Genomic DNA, 21,791 nt, shown 5'->3' on the forward strand with positions numbered 1-21,791 from the left:
GGTACCGAAAGTGGGGAGGAGCGGGGAAAGGGTCATAGAAGCCCTCTCCTCCCATGGAGTAATGAAGAAAACCAGTTTTTCGGCTCTTCAATATTAACCGGCATCAGGAGGTTGGGATTGCCGAGTTCGAAATCCATTTTGAGATGCGCGGTTTGTTCGCATTTACACAATATTAAATAGTATTTTTGAATATTTAAAATTATGTGCTGTGTTAGTATACCTCATGATAGCACGCCACAATTAATTTAATATTTTGAAAAACCATCGTTTTTCTAGAGAGTGTATAGTTGCCAGCTATAAGAGTCCTCATAAGTACGATTAAAGAAGCGGTCTTAAAATAGAAAACAAAAGTGTGAACACAAAATGAAAAAAAAGAGGGATATAAATCAAATATCTCATATGAAAAGCAGAAAAAGAGATAAGTATTGGCTCTTTTCAAATAGGCTTAAACATCTCCCGAGTTTCCAAGCTCAAGCGTCCTTCCTGCTCCGTCAACGATTGTCTTTTTTCCGTCCACGTCGATGAACCTTACTGAGACATTTCCATCCTTGTCGTATTTTGTCCAGACCGTGGTATTCTTATCTTCGGACCACATGTACTCGAATCTGGAAGTATTTCCTTTAGTACCGGTTTCTACACAAGCTCTACAGAGAGTTTTGTTTTCAAATTTTTCGGTTCCGGTAATTGTCAAATTCAGGATTTTTCCGGTAGCCGGATCTTTGACCTGAAGCTGAGAACCTACAGGGCACGAGCTGCCATTACCTGACTCCGGAAAACTGACATTTATTTCAGTCTCATTATTTGAAACCGATAATTTTGTTCCCTCTTTAAAGATACAGCCAAAGCTGAGAAATGCTGCAAGAATGAGCAAGATAACTAAAACTCGTTTTTTTGACAAAATCTACCACCTTAATTCGTGAATTTCAATTAAAATATTCAGGGCTTTTCACTCCATTAAATGCCTTTCATTTAAATTCCAAACTATACTTTAGAATACATTGAACAAATATAGGACTTACGCACTTGAGGAACAAAATCAATTACGACAAAGACTGTGGATTAAAGTAAAGTTTTAGACAGTTTACGGTCTAATGCTGTTGATTTTACGGTTTAATGCTGTTGATTTTACGGTCTAATGCTGTTGACTCTTCAGTTCAACTGCATAAGTCCCAAAATATTATCCACTGTAAAATAAAGTCTCGGATTCAAATTTCAAGAGATATATTTAGAATACATTGAATAAATCTGGGTAACACTTATTTTTATACAGAGTTCTTGCTATCCTGCGCATGATAACATATCCCATATCAAGCGTTCTAGTTGATATTGCAGTTCAAGATAACACTCATTTTTTAATTAAGAATAAAAAGTAATATATTTTAAAATAAGAATATATATCTTTTAAAGCAAGAATGGAAGATATGCCTTTATCGTATCATAAATGGGAGTGGATAGAACGGACGGAAGTCATTTCAAAAGAATTCTGATTGCAACCGATGGCTCGGAAAATGCAGAAAGAGCGGCTTCTTATGGAATTAATCTCGCAAAAGCAGCAGGTGCTGAAGTAGACGTTCTTTATGTAATTTCGACTCAGCACGCAGTAACTACACGAACGGTCAAGGGCTGGAGCGAAGGATTGGAAGAATATCTTACGGATAAGGGGAGAGCTGCAATTAACTATGTCGAAAAACTGGGAAAAGAAGCCGGGCTTGAAGTTAAGCCCGCGTTCCTGAAAGGCATTCCTGCTGATAAGATCCTTGAATATGCTCAGGAAAACAATATTGACCTAATAATAATGGGCACACAGGGTCTGACAGGCATCAAAAAATTCCTTATTGGTAGTGTTGCAGAAAAGGTTGTAAGGCATTCAAGGATTCCAGTAATGGTTATTCGGTAAATGCAGGCCTTATGGGCCTGCTAATTCTTATTTACGATGTCGGAAATTATTTCTTAGATTTATTCTTAGATTTGCTTTAGAGCTATTTGCTTTAGGGCTTGTTCGTATATTTGTTCTTTATTGTTCTTAGGTTACAGCTTCAATCTTCAAAGATTCCTGAACCTTTAAACACGTCTTTTGCTTCTTCAAGGCTCAGGTCTTCAGGGGGCACGATAATATCGGATTTCAGAAGCTCTTCCGCTTCAATCGGCTCCCCTTTTTCCTTTATTTTGGAGATCAATCTGGCAAGTTCGCTTCGGAACTCCTCGACTTTTCCTTCCTCAACAAGAACCACAATCCGGTTATCAATCTGGTTCAGTTCATCACAGAGAGCTTCAGGTGCCCTGTACTGGCCTTCACCCATAATCCTGATTATCAACTTCAGACCTCCTTTCGTTCTTCCGTGCCTTCTTCTCCGGTTTTTGCTTTTTCAGGCCCTTTTCCGGACTCGGACTTAAGTCTGGCAAGTTCGGATTCTACATTACTCTGGGCACTGATTTTTGCAAGTTCCCTATCAATTTCGTCCCTGCCGCCTGTAAGGTCTTCGAGTGTGCCAGCTTCCATAAGCTCGTCAATTGCCTCAGCCCGCGCTTTCATTTCTTCGGTTTTATTTTCGGCCCTTTCGAGCGCAAGGCCCACATCTGCCATTTCTTCGCTGATACCGGTAACAGATTCGTTTATTTTCACCTGGGCCTCAGCAGCTGAGTACTGGGCTTTAATTGACTCTTTCCGGGTCCTGAAAATCTCCACTTTCGTTGAAAGGCGCTTTTCCGAGGCTATCAATTTTTCCTGCTGCTTTTCAAGATCTGAAACTTCCCTGTCGATTCCCTCGATCTGTTGCGCAAGGGCTGCTTTTCTCTCAAGGGCCAGCCTTGCAAGATCCTCCCTACTAGCAGCAACTGCATCTCTTGCCTGCCCTTCAAGCTTGTCTATATTTTGAACCAGTTTTGCACGCTGGAGTTCAAGGCGCTTTTTTGAACTTGTAACTTCCGCAACTCCTCTTTTCACGTTCTGAAGCAGTTCAAGTTGCCTCTCATAGGAATAGTCCAGTGTTTCCCTAGGGTCTTCCATCTTGTTAAGCACTGTATTCATCTTCGATTTAAATACTGTTTCCATCCTTTTGAATAATCCCATGTACTTTCCCCTTTGCTTTTTTTAAAGATCTCAAGTCGAATAGATTTGCAGTTTCTGTGCTTTCTTTATTATTTCTGACAAATTTTTTCCGACACCTAATCCGGTATTTCTGTTATTTTTGTATATTTGTTTTTTATCTATTTTTCGTTGGAGTAATATAATTAGCTTACCTATATTCCTATCTGTGAACTACCACTCAGCAGCAGATTAGAGACAATAATTGAGGTTGCTAAAACCATTAACAGTATTGTACAGTTAATAAAAAGAAATGCTAGAGGGCATCGAAACATTAAGTATTTTATTACTATAATATAGATAAAATTCAGAAAGTTAGAGTTCAAACTACCCATATGAAATGACGAAGAGCCAAAATTCTCTGAACCCTGTTATGAATTACCGATCAAGTCTCCAATATTTTTATCTTTTTTCTTTAAATGCACATATTTTAGTTCATTTCTGTTTTAAATATATCATTAAAAATTTCTAATTTAAACTATATATTGTTACCAAAATAAATTGAAGTATTAATTTTTAAGATATTATTACAGAATAATGTTAATGCTTAAATAGTAAATCGCCATTATAATTCCTACTAAAAAAGTTCATATTCCTTCTGAAACTTCAAAAAGTATTGATATTTTGCAAAGAAGGAATATGTTAAGTTATAAATAAAAACGCTATGGGAGACACTCTATAAATATAATACTCTTCGGAAAAGGAGTACAGAAAAGCTGTAGATGTCGCCAGGGAATAAGGAGACTAAACAAAAATAAAGGGGAAATAAAATGGAAACTGAAAACAAAGCTGGATACATTACCGAACTTCCTATTGAAATTCAAAAAATATTTAAAAATCTGGATTTTCCTATAGAAAAGAACGGGATTATTGAACAAGCAAGAAAAAGTAAAGCAATTCCGGATATACTGCGGGAACTTGGCATGCTTCCTGACAAAAAGTACAATAGCGCTGAAGATATTGCAGAAGAACTTCATAAAACTTACATGGGGGTCCCAGTCTAAAAAAAGTAAGTAATTTTCTCATTTGTTTTAATATTCTGCCGCAAATGCGGCAGATCTATTTTCAATGATCTCGTTCCTGATTTTATAAAGTGCTCTATAATTAAATTTTCCCGATATTTTTTACTCTCTTTACATAATGTCCTTAAGGGCTTCAGAAGCTGTATAAACGCTTCCAACTCCAAAAATATACTGAGTTATTCTTATTGCCTGCATTACTTCTTCTTTTGTCGCCCCTTCCTGCATAGCCTGAACTGCAAGGAATTTTACTCCGTTTACCGCACCATTAGCTGCATCCAGGGACATTGCAAGCAGCAATTTGTACTTGAGAGGTATTCCGTCCTCCACGAAAGCAAGTTCGCGTGTATTTTCAAGCAGGGCAAATAATTGAGGGTCCTGGTCCACAATAACCTGTAATGGATTTTCTGTCAATGTACCATCTCCGTTTCTCTTGAAGGAATCTTGATTTTATTGCCTATTCCATTTATTAAATCCGTTTTTTTAATTATTATACTCATCAATTAATTTAAAGTCCTTCCTTCTAACTTTTGACGATAAAAAATATGTTTTTCAGACATAAGGGTCCCGCAGCGCATTATTGACTCTGAAAGAGTTGCCAAATTTCTTTTGAAAATATATCTGAAAACTTCCCTCCACGCCCGCATGCTCACGAAGTGAGCAGATATCGGGCGGTCGCTTGAAAAAAAGAAGAAAAGAAGAATATGTAGCTGCCATAAAAAGCTCGTTATAGCTGGCACATTGTTAGCAGCAACTATGAGAGCAAGTCTGGATCATAGTCTATGAGCTGATCCCAAAACTCAAAATTGCTTCTCTGAATCCTGTATTCCGAATAATCAATCAAGTTTCTGATCATGAAAACAATTCTGAAAATTCTTGATGATTAAGAACTAAATGGCTTTTGGGATAGGCTCAATATATAACTACAATAAAAGAAATTAAAAAAGCGAAATAGTTCTGGGATAAAAAATTGTACTCATTAGTTATTGAAATATTCCCTAATATCTAAATTCTCACATATAATATTATACTAATTATTATTTTTATTCTTTATTATATTTTCAACTATTTCAATCGCTAAATTAGTTTGTTTTATTTCTATTTTAATTTGTTCTTTTTCATACGAATCTTGAGAATTTGAAGAATTCAAACGATTCATTGTATGCTTCAACGTGAGTAGTAATTTATTATCTATTAAGGCTGGAAACATATTGAAAAATTCTTCCATGATCTTTTTATCAGGAATAATTAAAGCTATTACTAGTAATCTATTTTCTGTATTCAACTGCGGTAACATTCTTCGACTAATAACTGTACCATCTTTTTCGCCCAATTTAATTAATTCTTCTTCTACTAGATACAATAATTGCTCTGCTTCAACTCTGGTCTGTTTCTTACCCATTCCAAAATTTGTGACAAATTCGACATATAATTTTGTAAAGTCCTCGTTTAATTTTTTTATGTTATGAGAAGGCATAGTAGCATTGTTTATCCATGGTCCTTTAGGAATATTATTTGGCAAATTAAGACCAAGAACTTTAGCTATCATTTTCGCAAGTGTTTCCCATCCATTTTTATCATAAATATCAACAATTTTTTCCATATCAATTTTACAATACAAATCTTTATCCCGAATGTGTTTTATATCATTATATGAAGTCTGCGCTAAAACGGTAATGATAGATTTATTCCCACTTAGTTCAATCCCAACCATAGGACGTTGAATACTTACGGGTGTAGCTATATATAATACACACTTTGACTTACTACTAGCTTCGTAGACAAACTGAAATAGAGGTATTCTATCTTCTGGCCTGCTACAATATATTTTTAATGAGGGCCAAATATTTAATAACCATTTATTAATATTATTAACTAGCTCTTGATCAAAATGTGCATGCGATATAAAAATATCAATATTTTTAGAAGATTTTAATGAATTGGATATCGTAAGTCGGTCGTCATATGCCTTTACATGGCACACGTATTTAATTGATTCACCTATATCTCTGTTTGAAGGTATACGAATTAATTTCCCCTTTGGGTTTTTAGTTTCAATTACATATTTTTTATCATGAATATCAATAAAATTGGCAAATGTTAAATAATTTATTTTTATATTGCTTTCACCAATTATCTGTAAGACATGTGACATTTCATCTAATGTAATGTTACTTGCTGGCTGAGAATTCACTATTTTTGATAACAAAATATTGTTATACAAATCTAATACAAAAATAGCACATTTGGATTCTCTACATAGTCTAAAAGCAGTATTTAAACCCGATATAGGTAAATCCTCATGTTGAATAATATGTATACCATTGATTTCTTGAGATATAGGGAATAAATTTAGATACATATTCTGCCATAATGGGTCATCAAAGTCATCAAAAACAACTGGAAGGACATGCATTACAGCAGGAAGTGAAGGAGGAACTGCATCAATTGAAATAATTATGCTTGCGTGGGTATCATCATTTAATTGTGAACGAATTTGCGATGTCGAATGTTTTATCACAACTGCGGGTATAATAGAATGATTATAACGAATTAGTTCAATCGAACCAGTATTTTTTTTTGAATATGTGATTTTATCTTTAAAATTTACCTTCCCGGTTCGTAGGTCTTCGTAATCCGGATAATAATAAGGATCACGGTATTTATTACCTTCAGATAAAGCAATCTTTGCCTCAAAAAATTCAGGGTCAGTTTTAATTGCCATCATCATACATTGAAAAAAATCCTCTTGATTTTCTTTTTTAAAACTTTTACTAAAAAAAATATTTTTTAAATTAAAACCATTTCTTTGATTATTTACCACGTTTATGTATCTACTCAGAATCCCTAACCAATAGTATTTTAAAGCCTCGTATTCCTTTGTTGAACGATCAGATAGGATCAGTTTCCTAGATTTTAAAAAAAATTGCAGTGAATCTTTTTTTAACACAGGTTTAGAAATATCTCCATTATAAACAGGATAGCTAAAAGCTTTATCAATAGTAGTTAAAATATCTTTAATTTCCTTATTCATATCTAACACCTTTATTTCTTGGGTGAATACTTAAGTAGGATATGCTGAAGATATCATTTTTATATACTCTTAGAACGTCGAAAGATATTGATTATAACCTGAAAGCAGATGAGACATGTCAGATGCAAATCTAGGCAGATTTAGCCTATATGCTTTTAGAGAGTTTTTTGATCTAAACAACTAAACCTTTTTTGACGGGATATGCAAAAATATCCACTTTTACTGAGGGTGCCCAAAATATAACACAAAGTCTTCAATTATGTTTTTGTGTCTTGGTAACCTTGCTTTCTATTTGGAGATGATAATTAAAGGACTTCTGCACTGGGGTAAAAAATCAAAATCTATTAAATGGTTGCAAACAATATAGCGCAGTGCATGAAAGAAATTTTGCATCTATTCTATTTACTGTTATTTTTATTGGAAAATATGTAGATATATTTCAAATAATAAAATTACATCATTATATATAATTAATTAATGCAGTTGCCAAAAGGCCATCAGACATATCTCCAAATATTCGTCTTACGATATAAAAACAGATTTTTATCTGTATTTGAACATATAATTATTTATAACCTCGAGATCTTCCATAATAGTTTAATTCCTTTTTTTTGGTTAAGTGTGAATCCAAAAAATCGTTATATTTTTAAAAAATATGATGACTTTAAAAAGAGAAGAAGACCGATATATGTTAAAGAAGTTCAATCAAGTTGTAAGTTGATGGAGAAAAATCAATGGTGAGGGTTTGTCTATCATCTATAATGGTGAGGGTTTGTCTATCATCTATTTTCCTGAGTTTAATACCTCTACACTGCTAGGCTTATCCTCAACCCTTCGGTTACAAACCCTGATGAATGAGCTACAGAAATAAAAAGTTAAATTTGGGATAAACCACATCCACATATTCAGTTAGACAATCAAATAGTTTCAAAAAAGAAAAAATAAAAAATTAGGCGTAAGGGTCCCTTAACGCCTTATTAACCCCAAAATTCCTGCGTTCCTCGAGCGTCTTCCGATTCTTATCGATCTTCTCCTTCGCAAGCTTCATGACGAGCCCAAGACCGGGCTTGACCTCTTCGATGGGCTTTGTCTCGAACAATCCCTCAGCGACTGCTTTAGACCAGATCTCGTTCCCTACCTTTGTGCGAATGAAGACTGTAGACCAGCCATCCGGGCTTCCAACCGAGCCGGTAGATATGTCAGCGAGATTAGATACATAATCGAGGCAGACATGGCAGCCTGGCTGCTCGTACTTATGCGTCTCCTTGAGAGGGACGGTAGTGACATTTCCGCGCTCGGTGTGGACAAAGAATTTTCCCTTCCCAAACTCCATCTTCTTCACGGAACTGAGGCTCTGGTTTGCGTGATCTTCAACAAGGGCCTGTATGGAATCATATGGAAAGTTCACCATGCAGAAGAGCCCTACTGTGAAAGCGATCTTGCCCGGGACATCCCTCATGTTGATGGGATAGAGCTGAGCCTTCCTGACCGCCTGCATCTGGCAGCAAACACCGGTAATCCCAACCTTGTCGAGACCAAATGACCGTGTTGCCTCCTTGAGCCAGGAGATCTGGGGGCTGATGTTGTATTTCGCCCTCTGTGCCTTGAGGATGTCCTCACGGCTCATCGCAACAAACGGTCTGGGCTTCCATGGCAGGTCACCCTTGCCTGCCACAATAGCCCCGTCGATGATCCCCTGCTCAAGTGCATAAACCATGAGAGTGGTGGCTATGCCGCCGTCCTGTGCTTTCTTGAGGATCTCCTTGTCCGTGCTACGTGCCGAGACGCATGTCAGGTATTTACCGAGATACGGATCTTCAATCATCCTTCTCACCTTCCTTAAGCGCTCCAGCAATTATCTCGCTGATTGCTTCGAATTCAGAAATCACATCAGAGTTGAAGAACGACCTCGGACAGGCGCCATAGCAGGAGCCGCACTTGATGCAGAGGTTAAGGTCCCCCTGCGGCTTCCCGAACTCGTGCGTTATCGCCCTCACCGGGCAGGATGCAGCGCAAATGCCACAGCCTATGCAGAGTCCCTGGTTAATCACGTCGTTCATCAGGTCACAGAAGCATCCGGTCGTGCCGCGCTTCGCAAGGTCCATGAGAGGCTTTAAGTACCTGCCTGCAAGGGCCTTCTGTTCCTCGTTTCCTTCAAGGAGCAGGTACGCCATGACAGCGACGTTCCTTATAAGCTCCGGGCTTGGAGGGCATCCTGGAATGTAAACATCCACGTCAATTAGATCTCCGATAGGGAGGTAAGACTCGTGCTGAGGCTGATTATGCTGCCCGCCACGGCTGAAACGGGTGATGTTACCATAGCTCGCGCAGGAGCCGAGGGCCACAACGATCCTGGACTTCTTCCGTGTCTCCTTTATATCCTCCACAGATTCACGGTCCTGGATGCAGACCGATCCCTCGACGATTGCCACGTCCATCTCCGGGATATGCCGAACGTCGGTAAGAGTGAGGCCGTAGACGAGGTCGGCATAGTCGTCCAGGATTTTAAGAAAACCCTGATAGTTATCGGCCACGGACACGAGGCAGCCGGTACAGCCGCTCAAGTGTACATGCCCGAGCTTGATCTTGTTTGCCACTGGTTTCGCCTCCTTTGTAGCTTCCACCTTCTTAAGCAGTTCCATAATTCATCCCGATTCCCTTCAGTATCTCGGATTACAGTATATCGGATTACAGTATATCGGATTATAGTATCCCGGATTTCAGTATCCCGGATTTCAGTATCCCGGATTTCAGTATCCCGGATTTCAGTATCCCGGATTTCAGTATCCCGGATACAGTGTCTGAAATGGCTCTCTGTACTTCGTATCCGTATGACCATCTTGAGGTTGACCATCTCAAGGGCAGAAATGTATTTCTTCTGGTATGGCAAGGACCTGGATCAGGATACCGTTCTTAATATACTGGATCGGTTCGGTCAGACCCAGAGTGGACATTCTTGTAACCCCCCAAGAAGAGTTCGTTAACGGTGAGCCACCTGAGCTTGCGAGTCCCCCAAAAATCCGCAAGTTTTATTCCCTTCACCACTGCATGAGCTTCTGGGCGACTACCCTATTCTCCTCGTTCACCACTATCATATGGGTTGCACACGAGACGCACGGGTCATAGGCGCGGATAACCATCTCGGCGATCTGCCAGGGTGCTCCAGTCAGAGCGCGGCTGCAGGTAGGGAAGTTCCAGGTAGTGGGTACAAGCATCTCGTACCGCAGCACCCTCCCATCCTTCACCCGTGCGATGTGGACATCGGTACCGCGTGGCGCTTCGTTTGCTGCCCAGCCCATAGATCCGTTTCCCAGAGGGATATTGTCAGCAAGAACCTTGCCCGAAGTATCCAGGTTGTCAAGGCAGTTGAGGATGGTGTAACAGCAATCGGTGTACTCCATCTGCCTGGCGATGTGCTGGGCGAAGGTGCCTTTCTCGGTAAAGTGCTTGAAGGTAGCAAGCCTTGCTCTCGGGCCGACCTCAACTGGCTGGCCGTCGTAGGTCGGAACAGTATTGCAGGCCTCCATCCGAGGATTGACTCTGGTGCCAACCTTCGTGGTGCCGCCAATCGGATAGCTCGGGTCCTCAAGATCGATGGTTTCCTCACCCATGTACCAGTCCCATGGTCGAGTCTCCTTCCATCGGGTAAAATCCCACATGGGCTTCTCGTCCAAACTGGATGAGCCGTACATTGGGGCTGTGGCCATGACCCCCTGGTTGTGGTATCCAAGCGTCCTGGGAAGCGGGATCTGCTTGCCTGCAACCTCGACAAACTCCCGGTCCTGCATGTTTCTGATTACATTAAGCATGAACTCCATCTGCTCGTGGGCAAGGACAAGACCTTCTTTCGCCAGGTCGGCAATCTTCTGCTTTGCCCTGGGACTTACGTTACGGTACATCCCGCCAACCCTCGGGTTTGAAGGGTGGATAGCCTCTCCGCCTGCGACGGCTCCAATGGTCTGTGCAATCTCGCGGATGCGGAAGATCCTCGTTGCAATGCTCCTTAAAGGCTGCTCCTTAGAAAACGGGTTGATCTTCGTTTCCGTACCCGGGATGTAAAAGTCCGGGAGGATCAGGATATTGTGCAGGGCATGGCTGTGAAGGCGGTTTGCTGCATGCAGAATGAACCGCAGGAGTTTTGCGTCCGTGGGGATCTCGCAGCCAATCGCAGCCTCCATGGCCTCAATACCCGCCAGGGTGTGGGCAATAGGACAGATACCACAGACCCGAGAGGCAATCTTTGGGACCTGATCCATTGTCTTACCTATTGCGAGCTTTTCAATACCCCTGACTGGGGTAATGGAGAGCCAGTCTCCTCGCTCGACAATACCCTCATTATTCACTTTCAGGGTGAGCTTGGAGTGGCCTTCGTGTCTTGTGGTTGGAGAGATCTCTATGACTTTTGTCAATGGTATACCTCGTTTTCTGTTCGGTGTTCTTCAGGCTGTACCGCAGTTGAGGCACTTTCTGTGAGATTATTCTAAAATAGTTTCCTATACACCCTGGACATAAAGTACGTTAACCCCCCTTATTTCTCCATTGCACAGCTATCGTTTTCGATTAGAATACAAAAAATTTTGATCGATTTAAAAATCACAAAGCCCGGTATTCCTAAAACAATATTTAGATCAGTCCTGAACTCCTGATTCATCGGAACTCCTGATTCATCGGAAACTCCTGACTCATCGAACTTTCTACGTGAAAAAGTTGAGCTTAAAGGAGTGATATACCTGGTACGTTGAGGAATGAATCTGAGATCTTCAGGAAATGAGCAAGGCTCAGAACGTCGATGAACTATACCCCCCGCGTCTAAATTTAGACATGAACCGCAGATTTACCTTAAGGATTTCTTAGTGCTGTGCCTACAAGTATTTCGTTTCCAAATTATATCCATAAAATATTATATTGACTTCTATATAATAACGTTGTGCCTCGCATAAGTAGCCTGCCAGACAGCTCTATTTTTCTGGCTATACAACCATAAGCTGATTTCTAGCTTAAGCTACCAAATTGTCTGTTTTCGCCATTTGGCGTATATTTCAAAGCATCCGAACTTGAATCGTCCTCATATCGTAAAAATCAAACTAGTTTCTGTAATTGATAAAGATTAATTATTTATAAACGGCCAATTGTTATTTACTTATTAATATATAATTAGTTTTATTCAATGAAACCAATTTTATTCACCAGATTCAAATGATCTAATTTTTTTGGGGGTAAAGAAGGAAAGTGATATTGAGAATTCCTCTGCTAATCCTATGCTTAGCTCTTTCTCTTGGATTAACGCAAGCGCAGACTGGTATGACTGGAAGTATGACCGGAAATATTACTGAGAATATAATGATCAATGATATGGGTAACGTAACCGGAAGTATAAGTGGAACCATGATTTGCAACATGACTGGAATGACTGGAATGCAAAATATGACCGGAAATATGAGAAATATGCCAATGATTGGAATCATAACCGGAAACATAACCGGGGGTCATATAACCACAATGCAGAATATGACCGGAAATATGGAGAATATTCCAATGACTGGAAACATAACCGGAAACATAACAGTGTATATGAAGAATATGACAGAAATGCAGAAAATGAAAAATGCAGAAAATGAAAAATGCAGAAAATGAAAAATGCAGAAAATGAAAAATGCAGAAAATGAAAAATGCAGAAAATGAAAAATGCAGAAAATGAAAAATGCAGAAAATGAAAAATGCAGAAAATGACAAAAATATGGAATGTGACAAGAACAGAGAAAACTCATAACTAATCTGTTGCTCGTGCCTAAAAGAATAAAATTCCAAATATGTTATGCGGAAGATCACGGTTTAGATATGAGAATGGGGTTCTTCGTCATTCCCAATGGATAAAATGATTTTCAATTCAAGACAGCATTGGTTTTTGTGGAGACATTACGAGGACATCCACACAAAACAACGAAGAGACAGAAATAACTCGTGAGCTTAAACTTAAGAACACAATTCGGTGTCAATAGAAAAGGCTATGTATCCAAAAACGCGGAACTAAGGATATAATTATTTTCGACCCATATGAAACAGCGAAGAGACACATCTTAAGTGCAATAAGCAAAATATAATATGGAGAATATGGTGGGTATTCAGCATAGCAGTTCCAGGGAAAAGGACTTTGTGGAAGTTCTCGGATTAAGGGAGGAGATCGAGAAAATCCAGTCAACAATTGCTGATTTTGAGACGGGAAAAAAGCTGAATATAGCCATTGTAGCCGAACCTCTTAAAGGAAAAACTACCCTGAGCGACAAAATAGAGAGAATAAATTTAAACAGGGCAGCAAAAATCACTTTTTCTAAAATTGTACAGAATAAAAACGAAATTTCCCTCCCGGATGATACAAAAAAAATTGTAATTCTTGATAACTGTCATTTCCTGTATATGAGAAAGCCAGGTGGTTTTGATATCTTTTATGAGTTTTTGGATATGATTAGTTTTCAGAACAGGATATTTATCACTACCTGGAACACTAATTCCTGGAAATTCTTAAACGAAGCTTTCGGGCTTGGAAAATATTTTCCAGTACAGATCTTCATCCCTGCTTTTGAAAAGGAAAATCTCAGACTTTTTATTCTCAACAGATATGAAAAAGATGAGATAAAATTTGCTAAAGACGAAGAATCCGAAGAAGAACCCTTCTTCTATATAATGAAATATCCTTTAGAGCTAGCATTATTGGGCAAAAAAATTTTCATTCTTGTTCCTAAAATAAATATATCTTATCTCAAGAATCGCCTTCTGAAAAAACAAAAAATAGAAGCTGCTGAAGACCAGGTATTTGAAAAGCTTTACCTGGAATCAAAAGGCAACCCCGGAATTGCTTTGAGAATCTGGGAGCTTGGTCTTGACTATCCTGTTATGAAGCCTAAAAATATAGGCCAATTTTCGTATGAAGTAGACCTTGAATATGAAGAGGCTTTTACTTTGAGCCTTATTCTTTCTTATCAGGGCCTTACAAAATCTGAAATCACCGAAATAATGGGCCCCATGTCGAGCGTGGACAAAATTCTCTACCAGCTCTTAAGCCAGGAACTTATTTTAAAAGATGAAAATGACTCATATCGTGTCAGGCCTGAAGCCTTGAGCAGTGTTACTACATATATGGAAAAACTGAGGCTGGTGTGGTAAGTGGTAGACGGGAACACAAGCAGGGAGCAATTATTAGAAATTTTCAGGTCAGTTGATACGCAAACCCTCATAACTATGGCTCTTATTTTTTTAATTGCATATGTTCTTGGAAGGATCATTACCATTCTCTTATTAAAACTTTCAGAAAAATTGAGCCACACTGGCAGAATAAAAGTAGAAGTAGTTATTCCGATCATAAAATTTGTAATCTACCTCATAGCTTTTTATTTCATCTTTAGAGAAATATTCAAAATTTTCGGACCGGAGATCTTTCTCCTTGCGGGACTTCTGGGTGCAGCCATTGGATTTGGGCTTAAAGATCTTTTTTCAGATATTGTTGGAGGGCTGGTAATTACATTTGAAAAACCTTATCAGATAGGGGATAAGATTTCAATCGGGAATTATTTTGGAGAAGTTACTGATATAGGTCTAAGGTCAACGAAACTGTTCACGCCTGATGCTAATGTCGTTACAGCCCCAAACAGCCTGATTTTCAAAGAAACCGTTGCCAGTGCAAATTATGGGGTCTCGGAAATGATGGTTGTAATAGACCTGTATATTGCAGGAGAGTCACATGTAGAAACTGCAATGAGAATTTTATGGGAAGCAGTCGTGAGCTCTAAATACGTTTATATCTCCAAAGAAAGGCCTGTTATTCTGCTGCATAAAGCCCTTCCATTCTACACGAGGTTAAGGGCCAAAGCTTATGTCAATGACCTTAGGGACCAGTTCAAGTTTGAATCCGATGTTCACACAAGAGCCTGGGTAGAATTCCAGAAGAATGGGATCAGGGCTCCCCAGCTCCATATTTTGAATATTCCTTCAATAGAAGAAAAGTATGAATCAGAAGCTACAACTCGGAGAAATATGGGGTCAAATGCAGAAGGTCTTAAAGATTCCAGATAAAAGAGAGCAAATTCACAAAAGTTTTTTCTTTGAGTCTTGATAACAATGTCTGTTACTTTTGTTTTTTCAGGCTGAAGCATTACATCCAGAGAATTCATAAATGACGATGGCGATTGTATTTGTTTTGTTCAGACTGAATCGCTACATCCAGAGAAATCGCTACATCCAGAGAATTATCGCCCCATAAGGTCGATACTTGTAGCAGTTCCAACCATTATGTCTTTTTCTTTTTCCAGGGCTTCAAGAATATTTGAGACCAAAAGGTGGCTGATTGCTCTCCTTTTCCTGGGTTCAACTACATATCTTAACCGCATTTCGATCCAATTTTCCTCCATTTTCATATAGAGCTTTGTCTGTACATCATAGGTAGTAATAAAATATTTTTGTCCCATTTGACGGAGTTCTTTCTGTGCCAGGTCTTCGAACTCTCCTAAAATTGAGCCTGCAACATTGAGAGCAATCCCTTCAGCTTTTTTCCAGTTGCTCCCATAAATAAGTAAAAACCGAACTTCATCCCAGATGAAGGAATAATCCCTAGTATAGTTTTTTATCGTCTTATTGAGGGCAAAGCTGTTAGGAATATGGAGAATTCTGCCAGTATACTGATCTGCATCCACCCATTCCCTTATTTCCATTATTGTGGTGCTTATGCTCCCTATATCGAGCACATCGCCTACATTGTCTTCAACTTGAATCCGATCTCCTGCTTTAAAAGGGTGATACAAAATTAGGAGAATCCCTCCGGCTATGTTTCGCAAAAGGTCTTGAAGTGCAATTGCGACTCCGGCGCTGAGAATCCCGTAGGCAATAAACAGGGTGCTAGTTCTCTTGAACCAGATTGCAAAAAGTGCGGCAAAAGCGAGTACTGTGATAAGGATAGATGCAGTTTTCCTCAGAGTGTATCTGTCTCTGGCAGTTGATACTCTTCTAAGAATAAGATTTCCGGTAATGGAATTTATTATATAGGCCAGAAAAATCACAAGCAAAGAGATGAGAAGAGCATCCAGGAGAGACCGGTCCTCGAAGATGTAAAAGTTAGTCAGGTATCGGATATATGCGATAAAAAGTATCAAAATGAGCAAAATAAAAATATTCAGTCTCCTGATAACCCTCATGCATATAAATATAATGTCTTTTATATATCAATATGGCTGCAGTGACCGAGACTCCTTGATGCTTGATTCGGTCAATGTTAGTTTTGGACTAAGAGTTTATCCGAAAAGTAGTTACCTGCTGTAACTTTAACAAGCGGCAATATGTAAAACCGGAACGGATACTCAGATATTATAGCTCGATTGTGATTTTTCAACATGCATTACTGACTTTTCGGATAGACTCTTAGCCAAAGACGCATATATTTCACTTATTTCACTTCGTCTTTTCAAAACCACCTTCTGCGGTCCATTATCTCATAAAGTTTCACTTTCATAAAATCGGTTATAACAAAAGCCACAAGTGCGTAAATCCAGACAAAACCTGCCAGTTTCCATCCAATTGGAGATATATAGAATCCATATACTGCAACGAGCGTTGCCAATACTTTTGTAACCACTGCAGCCCAAAAAAGGAGTTTTCCCGGAGGAGGAGACCAGAAGTGCCCCCTGTTGCGGGCAACGAATATGGTCAGGTGCCCGGCTATTGCAAGTTTCAGGAATATAAAAGACTGCAGTACACCCGGACTGAGATAAAGAACTCTGGCTCCGATATAGTATATTGCAAAAGAAAAAACCACACCTACTATTCCCAGAAATGTGGACATTCTCAGGACTTCACGCATATTCCATTTTTCTGGCATTAAGGAATATTTTACATTGTCATACGCAATAGCCATTATAGGAGCATCATTGAGAATAGCAAGCAAAACAATCATTATAGCAGTTACAGGATAAAAATTAAACACAATTATTGAAGTGGCAATAAAAAAAAGCACCCTTACAGTCTCAGCGATTCTATAGATAGAATAGCTCTTCATCCTCTGAAATATCTTACGGCTTTCTTTTATCGCGTTAATAATGGTCGAGAGCCCTGAAATTGTAAACACTATATCTGCAGCGGATTTTGCAGCATCTGTAGCCCCCGCAACAGCAATTCCAGCATCAGCCATTTTAAGGGCAGGGACGTCGTTAACCCCATCGCCCGTCATGCCAACAATATGCTCTTTTTTCTGAAGGAGTTCAACAATCCTGTATTTGTGTTCGGGAAATACCTGGGAAAAACCGTCAGCCTTCTCTACAATTTCCTGGGCTTCGGAATCGGATTTTTCTACGAAATCATCAGCTGTAACTATCTTCGTACCCAGGCCTACCTGGCTTGCTATCTCTTTAGCAATGGCAAGATGGTCTCCGGTTACCATTTTCACGTCTACTTTAAGGGAGTTTGCCGTCTTTATGGTCTCAGCGGAATCTTCATGCGGTGGGTCATAAAGTCCAAAAAGTCCTGCAAACCTGTATTTTCCGTCCTCTTCTACACAAACCCCCAGGGCACGATATCCTTTTGAAGCCATAGAATTTACTTTTTCTTCTACATTCTGCCTTATTTCTTCTTTATTGCTTGACATACCCAGAATAACCTGGGGTGCGCCTTTGGCAATTTTAAACTCTCCTTCGGGTCCTTTAACCGTAGCTTCAGTGTGCTTTATGACAGGGTCAAATGGAGTGAATTTTGTCACTTCATAAGTTTTCATTTTCTCTTCAAGGGATTCCGTATCTTTCGCTTTCTGGAGGATCGCATTGTCAATCGGGTCATTATCCTCTTCTCTTGAAGTAAGAGAACCATAGATCAGAAGGTCGTTTTCTTTAAAGTCTCCGAAAGGCACTAACTCGGATAATTTTAGCTTGTTCTGGGTAATTGTACCGGTTTTATCCGAACATAGAATGTCCATTCCTGCCATTTCTTCTATGGAGACAAGTTTACTGACAATAGCTCCTTTGTTTGCAAGTTCGGTAGCTCCTACAGCCATTGAAACGGACATTACTGCTGGAAGGGCTGCAGGAATTGCAGCGACTATCAGAACAAGAGCAAACTGGAGGGTTTCCAGAAAAGGAGTGTGCCTGAAAAGTTCTTCTATAACTAAAACAATTGCAACAATACAGCCTGCAAGGGCAATCAGGTAGTTTCCGATTTTGAGGACAGCTTTTTGAAAGTGGCTCCTGGTCCGAATTTCAGCCACCAGTTTTGTTGTCTCTCCAAAATAGGTATTCATGCCTGTAGCCACAACCAGAGCATTCATTTCCCCTTTCTGGATAACGGATCCTGAATAGGCAATGCCATCAGATTTTTTCTCTACAGGCAGGGATTCTCCCGTTAGGGCTGATTCGTCTACCTGCAGATATTCTCCTTCGAGGAGTTTGAGGTCAGCAGGAACAATATCCCCTGAACGTACACGGACAACATCTCCAGGGACCAGTTCCCGTGCAGGTTTTTGGGTCCATTGTCCTTCTCTGAGTACTCTGGCATTCAGGGCCATTTTCTTCTTAAGAAGTTCAATCGCATTGTCAGCCTTATGTTCCTGCCAGAACCCCACAACCCCATTTAAGATAAGGAGCAAGGAGATGATCACAAAGTCTTCCCATCGATGGATAATACCTGAAATTGCAGCTGCCACTTCGATCATCCAGGGAATTGGACCCCAGAAATAACCTAAAAATTTTCTAAGTGGGTTGACCTTCTTTTCGGAAATTTCATTATAACCATACTGCTTTATCCGATTTTCAGCTTCCGATGAAGAAAGTCCTTTATTACTGGAATCAAGTTTTTTCAGGACTTCATCTGCAGGCGAATCCTTTATTTCATCGATTTTGAGCTTTATATTTTCCCCTATAAATAAGCCCCCAATCCGTGTTTTCCCAATAAAAATGTCCAAAATTCAGACTTATTTGTACTGTTGATCTCTTCTCTTGGACCTCTTCTTTTGGACCTCTTTTTTTGGACCTCTTCTTCCGAACCTGTCATTTTTCGCAGTTGTAAACCTGTATCATAAACCCGATAAAATTCGGCTCTTCGCTGTATAATATGGGTAAGTTATTATATTAGTAATATAATATAAATAAGTATTATATTATTTAGTACAAATAACTGCAGGAGTTTGATATCCCATTTGCGAAAAAACATTTGAAATACCTTTGAATGTCAAAGACCCTTGGCAAATAACCAGTACTGAATTTGATTTAACATCTGAAAAACTTAATATTTGGATTGATTTTACACGTGGTTCCAAATTTCCCTGTCCTAAGTGTGGCAAACCAAACTGCTCAGCTTATGATACTAAGGAAAAAGTGTTACGGCACATTAACTACTTTCAATATTCTACATATTTATACTGTAGAATTCCAAGAATAGAATGTGAAAAATGTGGAGTTCTCCAAATAAAAGTTCCATGGGCTCGCGAAAAAAGCAACTTTACTCTTCGAATGGAAGCTCATATCCTGGAGCTCTCAAAAAGAATGCCAGTGTTACAAATTGGGAAGTTGCTTGGAGAAAATGACACGAAACTTTGGAGAGTCATAAACCATTACACTGACAATGCAAGGTCTAAAGAGGATTTATCGGATGTATGTGTTGTTGGTATAGATGAAACTTCATGCAAGAAAGGACATGAATACATAACTCTTGTTGTTGATATAAAAGATTCAAAAGTAATATTTGCTGTGAAGGAAAAGACTCTTCGACTATTACCAGTTTTAGCAAAGATCTGCAAGATCATAATGGAAACAAAAGCAACATTAAATCAGTATGTTGCGACATGTCTCCCTCATATATCAGTGGAATTTCTAAAGAATTTCCAGATGCAAAAATTACATTCGATAGATTTCATGTGATGAAAGCGATGAATGAAGGATTAAATGAAGTAAGGATACAAGAACAAAAAAAACCAAGGAACTCAAAAATACCAAATTCATATGGATTACGAACAAGGAAAATCTAACTGATAAACAGAAAAAAAAGCTTTTAAACCTCCAAAATAAAAAACTGAATACATTCAGAGCATATAATATAAAAGAAAGTCTTAGAAAGTTCTGGGAATGCAAAAGCCGAGAGGAAGCTGAACAATATCTAAAAAAGTGGTATTTTTGGGCAACTCATAGCAGATTAGAGGCAATAATTGAGGTTGCTAAAACCATTAAAAGTCATTGGGATGGAATTCTAAACTACTTTGATTCCAGGATTACTAACGGAGTTGTGGAAGGTATTAACAGTATTGTACAGTTAATAAAAAGAAATGCGAGAGGGTATCGAAACACTAAGTATTTTATTACTATGATCTATCTAAAATTAGGAAAGTTAGATTTCAAACTACCCATATGAAATGACGAAGAGCCTAAAATTCCCATTTAGAACATAGAAGCAGAAAAAATAAAAATATATGACATAACTTATAATTTATTATTGACCCGGAAACCCTGGGACCTCATATATAATGGCAATTTTTGGCAGTGAGCCCAGTATCTCCAAATGATATATGGATTTTGCATGCAGCAAGCTAGTTCTAACGAAAAAATAGAGTTGTTCCTGTATTCTGTTTTTTCAAGTTCTTTGCAATATTTTTCAAGTTATTTACACTATTTTTCAAACTATCTGCAGTATTATTCAGGACATTGCATCCCTGGACATTCATGGATATACTGCATAATGTCGCTCATTTTTGCACTGGCCATTGCTACAGACATATCTGCACTTCCGTAATAAATGCGGAGTTCATCGCCCACAAGGATCCATCCACACGGGAAAACAACATCATTAACGTCTCCAGTCCGCTCATACATTTCACGAGGCCCGAAAATCCAGCCTTCTGACCTATGGAGCACTTTTGTAGGATCTTCAAGGTCAAGAAGGGCAAGCCCGAGACGATAGCTCGTTTTAGATGTTGTCTGACGTACCCCATAGTACATAATTAACCATCCATCAGATGTTTTCATTGGCGGAGGGGCTAATCCAATTTTACGTGCATCCCACCATCCACCTTCCCTGGCATACAGAAGAACCTCATGTTCTCCCCAGTATTTCATATCAGGCGAAAAAGATATCCAGATATTTGCCTTTGCACCCGCAATGTTAGATACGGGCCTGTGTAACATTGCCCATTTGCCATTAAGTCTTGTAGGAAAAATAGCAGCATCTTTATTTTCAGGCGGCATTATAGGCCCTACTCTCTCAAAATTAGTGAAATCATCGGTATAGGCAAGCGACGTTAATGGACCAGAGTCCGAAAAAGCCGTATAAGCTATAGCCCATTTTTCCATCTCATCAATGTAAGTTATACGTGGATCTTCAATACCATATATCTCTTCAGAATAGTATGTTGGATCCGAGGAAAAGGTTGGTTTGGGATCAATTTCCCAACCGTCAATTCCATTTTTGCTTTTAGCTACGGTAAGATGGGAAAAACCTCTGTGGTCTTCAACCCGTACCAGTAATATAGTTGTATTGTTGACCATAATCGCTGCAGGGTTAAATACCGAACTGACCTTATACGGCCAATAATCAACTGTAAGTATCGGATTCTTCTTATATCTTACAAATAATTCTCCTTCATCTTTCCAGATCATATTATTCCCCACTCCTCCTGATTTAGAGCCTATCCTAAAAT

At 39.1% G+C, this 21,791-nt stretch carries 18 protein-coding genes and 1 pseudogene; 7 read left to right on the forward strand and 12 right to left on the reverse strand.

Annotated elements, in window-relative coordinates; all coding sequences use genetic code 11:
- Window positions 1–445 precede the first annotated feature (445 nt).
- Window positions 446–898, reverse strand: coding sequence for a hypothetical protein (locus MSVAZ_RS09585; protein ID WP_048120536.1), 453 nt, complete (start codon window positions 896–898; stop codon window positions 446–448).
- A gap of 543 nt (window positions 899–1,441) precedes the next feature.
- Here MSVAZ_RS09585 and MSVAZ_RS09590 point away from each other — a divergent pair.
- Window positions 1,442–1,897, forward strand: a complete 456-nt coding sequence (locus MSVAZ_RS09590; RefSeq protein WP_197078750.1) for a universal stress protein — start codon at window positions 1,442–1,444, stop codon at window positions 1,895–1,897.
- A gap of 139 nt (window positions 1,898–2,036) precedes the next feature.
- Here MSVAZ_RS09590 and pspAA read toward each other — a convergent pair whose 3' ends face one another.
- Both pspAA and MSVAZ_RS09600 read right to left on the reverse strand, forming a co-directional pair.
- Entirely contained in the window at window positions 2,037–2,315 is a 279-nt protein-coding gene (pspAA, locus tag MSVAZ_RS09595) for a PspA-associated protein PspAA (RefSeq protein ID WP_048120538.1), read from the reverse strand.
- A gap of 2 nt (window positions 2,316–2,317) precedes the next feature.
- Window positions 2,318–3,070, reverse strand: a complete 753-nt coding sequence (locus MSVAZ_RS09600) for a PspA/IM30 family protein (protein ID WP_048120541.1) — start codon at window positions 3,068–3,070, stop codon at window positions 2,318–2,320.
- Window positions 3,071–3,855: 785 nt separating this feature from the next.
- Here MSVAZ_RS09600 and MSVAZ_RS09605 point away from each other — a divergent pair.
- Complete coding sequence (locus MSVAZ_RS09605) at window positions 3,856–4,089, forward strand: DUF2795 domain-containing protein (protein ID WP_048120542.1); 234 nt, start codon at window positions 3,856–3,858, stop codon at window positions 4,087–4,089.
- A gap of 129 nt (window positions 4,090–4,218) precedes the next feature.
- On the opposite strand, the gene MSVAZ_RS09610 is transcribed toward MSVAZ_RS09605, so the two are convergent.
- From MSVAZ_RS09610 to frhA, 6 genes are all read right to left on the reverse strand, one after another.
- Window positions 4,219–4,518: a carboxymuconolactone decarboxylase family protein gene (locus MSVAZ_RS09610; protein WP_048120545.1), complete on the reverse strand. Its 300-nt coding sequence runs from the start codon at window positions 4,516–4,518 to the stop codon at window positions 4,219–4,221.
- Between the two features lie 616 nt (window positions 4,519–5,134).
- Window positions 5,135–7,138, reverse strand: coding sequence for a TIR domain-containing protein (locus MSVAZ_RS09615; protein ID WP_048120546.1), 2,004 nt, complete (start codon window positions 7,136–7,138; stop codon window positions 5,135–5,137).
- Window positions 7,139–8,087: 949 nt separating this feature from the next.
- Window positions 8,088–8,963, reverse strand: a complete 876-nt coding sequence (gene frhB / locus MSVAZ_RS09620; RefSeq protein ID WP_048120547.1) for a coenzyme F420 hydrogenase subunit beta — start codon at window positions 8,961–8,963, stop codon at window positions 8,088–8,090.
- Window positions 8,956–9,780 (reverse strand): coenzyme F420 hydrogenase subunit gamma, encoded by an 825-nt coding sequence (gene frhG / locus MSVAZ_RS09625; protein WP_048120548.1) that lies wholly within the window; start codon window positions 9,778–9,780, stop codon window positions 8,956–8,958. The genes frhB and frhG overlap by 8 nt, the downstream gene beginning before the upstream one ends.
- Window positions 9,699–10,028, reverse strand: coding sequence for a hypothetical protein (locus MSVAZ_RS20840; protein ID WP_198146730.1), 330 nt, complete (start codon window positions 10,026–10,028; stop codon window positions 9,699–9,701). Before MSVAZ_RS20840 ends, frhG begins: the two co-directional genes overlap by 82 nt.
- 148 nt (window positions 10,029–10,176) lie before the next feature.
- Entirely contained in the window at window positions 10,177–11,547 is a 1,371-nt protein-coding gene (gene frhA / locus MSVAZ_RS09630; RefSeq protein WP_048120550.1) for a coenzyme F420 hydrogenase subunit alpha, read from the reverse strand.
- A gap of 892 nt (window positions 11,548–12,439) precedes the next feature.
- Here frhA and MSVAZ_RS09635 point away from each other — a divergent pair.
- The 3 genes from MSVAZ_RS09635 to MSVAZ_RS09645 all read left to right on the forward strand — a co-directional run bounded on the left by MSVAZ_RS09635 (window position 12,440) and on the right by MSVAZ_RS09645 (window position 15,205).
- Window positions 12,440–12,772 carry a hypothetical protein gene (locus tag MSVAZ_RS09635; protein WP_156151031.1) on the forward strand — a complete coding sequence of 111 codons (333 nt, stop codon included), beginning with the start codon at window positions 12,440–12,442 and terminating at the stop codon, window positions 12,770–12,772.
- Between the two features lie 468 nt (window positions 12,773–13,240).
- Window positions 13,241–14,299: a hypothetical protein gene (locus MSVAZ_RS09640; protein WP_232316044.1), complete on the forward strand. Its 1,059-nt coding sequence runs from the start codon at window positions 13,241–13,243 to the stop codon at window positions 14,297–14,299.
- Entirely contained in the window at window positions 14,300–15,205 is a 906-nt protein-coding gene (locus tag MSVAZ_RS09645; protein ID WP_048120554.1) for a mechanosensitive ion channel family protein, read from the forward strand.
- A gap of 173 nt (window positions 15,206–15,378) precedes the next feature.
- Here MSVAZ_RS09645 and MSVAZ_RS09650 read toward each other — a convergent pair whose 3' ends face one another.
- Complete coding sequence (locus MSVAZ_RS09650) at window positions 15,379–16,278, reverse strand: mechanosensitive ion channel family protein (RefSeq protein WP_231592163.1); 900 nt, start codon at window positions 16,276–16,278, stop codon at window positions 15,379–15,381.
- Window positions 16,279–16,586: 308 nt separating this feature from the next.
- Window positions 16,587–19,067: a plasma-membrane proton-efflux P-type ATPase gene (locus tag MSVAZ_RS09655; RefSeq protein WP_232316045.1), complete on the reverse strand. Its 2,481-nt coding sequence runs from the start codon at window positions 19,065–19,067 to the stop codon at window positions 16,587–16,589.
- A gap of 412 nt (window positions 19,068–19,479) precedes the next feature.
- On the opposite strand from MSVAZ_RS09655, the gene MSVAZ_RS21815 reads away from it, so the two are divergent.
- Window positions 19,480–20,022 (forward strand): helix-turn-helix domain-containing protein, encoded by a 543-nt coding sequence (locus MSVAZ_RS21815; protein WP_394297487.1) that lies wholly within the window; start codon window positions 19,480–19,482, stop codon window positions 20,020–20,022.
- A pseudogene (locus MSVAZ_RS21820) lies at window positions 19,908–20,509 on the forward strand (ISL3 family transposase); the annotation flags it as partial. The gene MSVAZ_RS21815 and the pseudogene MSVAZ_RS21820, both read left to right, overlap by 115 nt.
- Before the next feature lie 278 nt (window positions 20,510–20,787).
- Here MSVAZ_RS21820 and MSVAZ_RS09665 read toward each other — a convergent pair.
- Window positions 20,788–21,750: a glycoside hydrolase family 130 protein gene (locus MSVAZ_RS09665; RefSeq protein ID WP_048120557.1), complete on the reverse strand. Its 963-nt coding sequence runs from the start codon at window positions 21,748–21,750 to the stop codon at window positions 20,788–20,790.
- Between the last annotated feature and the right edge of the window lie 41 nt (window positions 21,751–21,791).

The organism is Methanosarcina vacuolata Z-761 (genome assembly GCF_000969905.1).
GTDB lineage: Archaea > Halobacteriota > Methanosarcinia > Methanosarcinales > Methanosarcinaceae > Methanosarcina > Methanosarcina vacuolata.

What these genes read in the sequence shown, in the direction of transcription:
- MSVAZ_RS09665 (WP_048120557.1), bottom strand. Translation starts at nt 21,750, where the DNA reads ATGATCTGGAAAGATGAAGGAGAATTATTTGTAAGATATAAGAAGAAT.
- frhG (WP_048120548.1), bottom strand. Translation starts at nt 9,780, where the DNA reads ATGGAACTGCTTAAGAAGGTGGAAGCTACAAAGGAGGCGAAACCAGTG.
- MSVAZ_RS09640 (WP_232316044.1), top strand. Translation starts at nt 13,241, where the DNA reads ATGGAGAATATGGTGGGTATTCAGCATAGCAGTTCCAGGGAAAAGGAC.
- MSVAZ_RS09615 (WP_048120546.1), bottom strand. Translation starts at nt 7,138, where the DNA reads ATGAATAAGGAAATTAAAGATATTTTAACTACTATTGATAAAGCTTTT.
- MSVAZ_RS09600 (WP_048120541.1), bottom strand. Translation starts at nt 3,070, where the DNA reads ATGGGATTATTCAAAAGGATGGAAACAGTATTTAAATCGAAGATGAAT.
- frhB (WP_048120547.1), bottom strand. Translation starts at nt 8,963, where the DNA reads ATGATTGAAGATCCGTATCTCGGTAAATACCTGACATGCGTCTCGGCA.
- MSVAZ_RS09635 (WP_156151031.1), top strand. Translation starts at nt 12,440, where the DNA reads ATGACTGGAAGTATGACCGGAAATATTACTGAGAATATAATGATCAAT.
- MSVAZ_RS09590 (WP_197078750.1), top strand. Translation starts at nt 1,442, where the DNA reads ATGGGAGTGGATAGAACGGACGGAAGTCATTTCAAAAGAATTCTGATT.
- MSVAZ_RS09605 (WP_048120542.1), top strand. Translation starts at nt 3,856, where the DNA reads ATGGAAACTGAAAACAAAGCTGGATACATTACCGAACTTCCTATTGAA.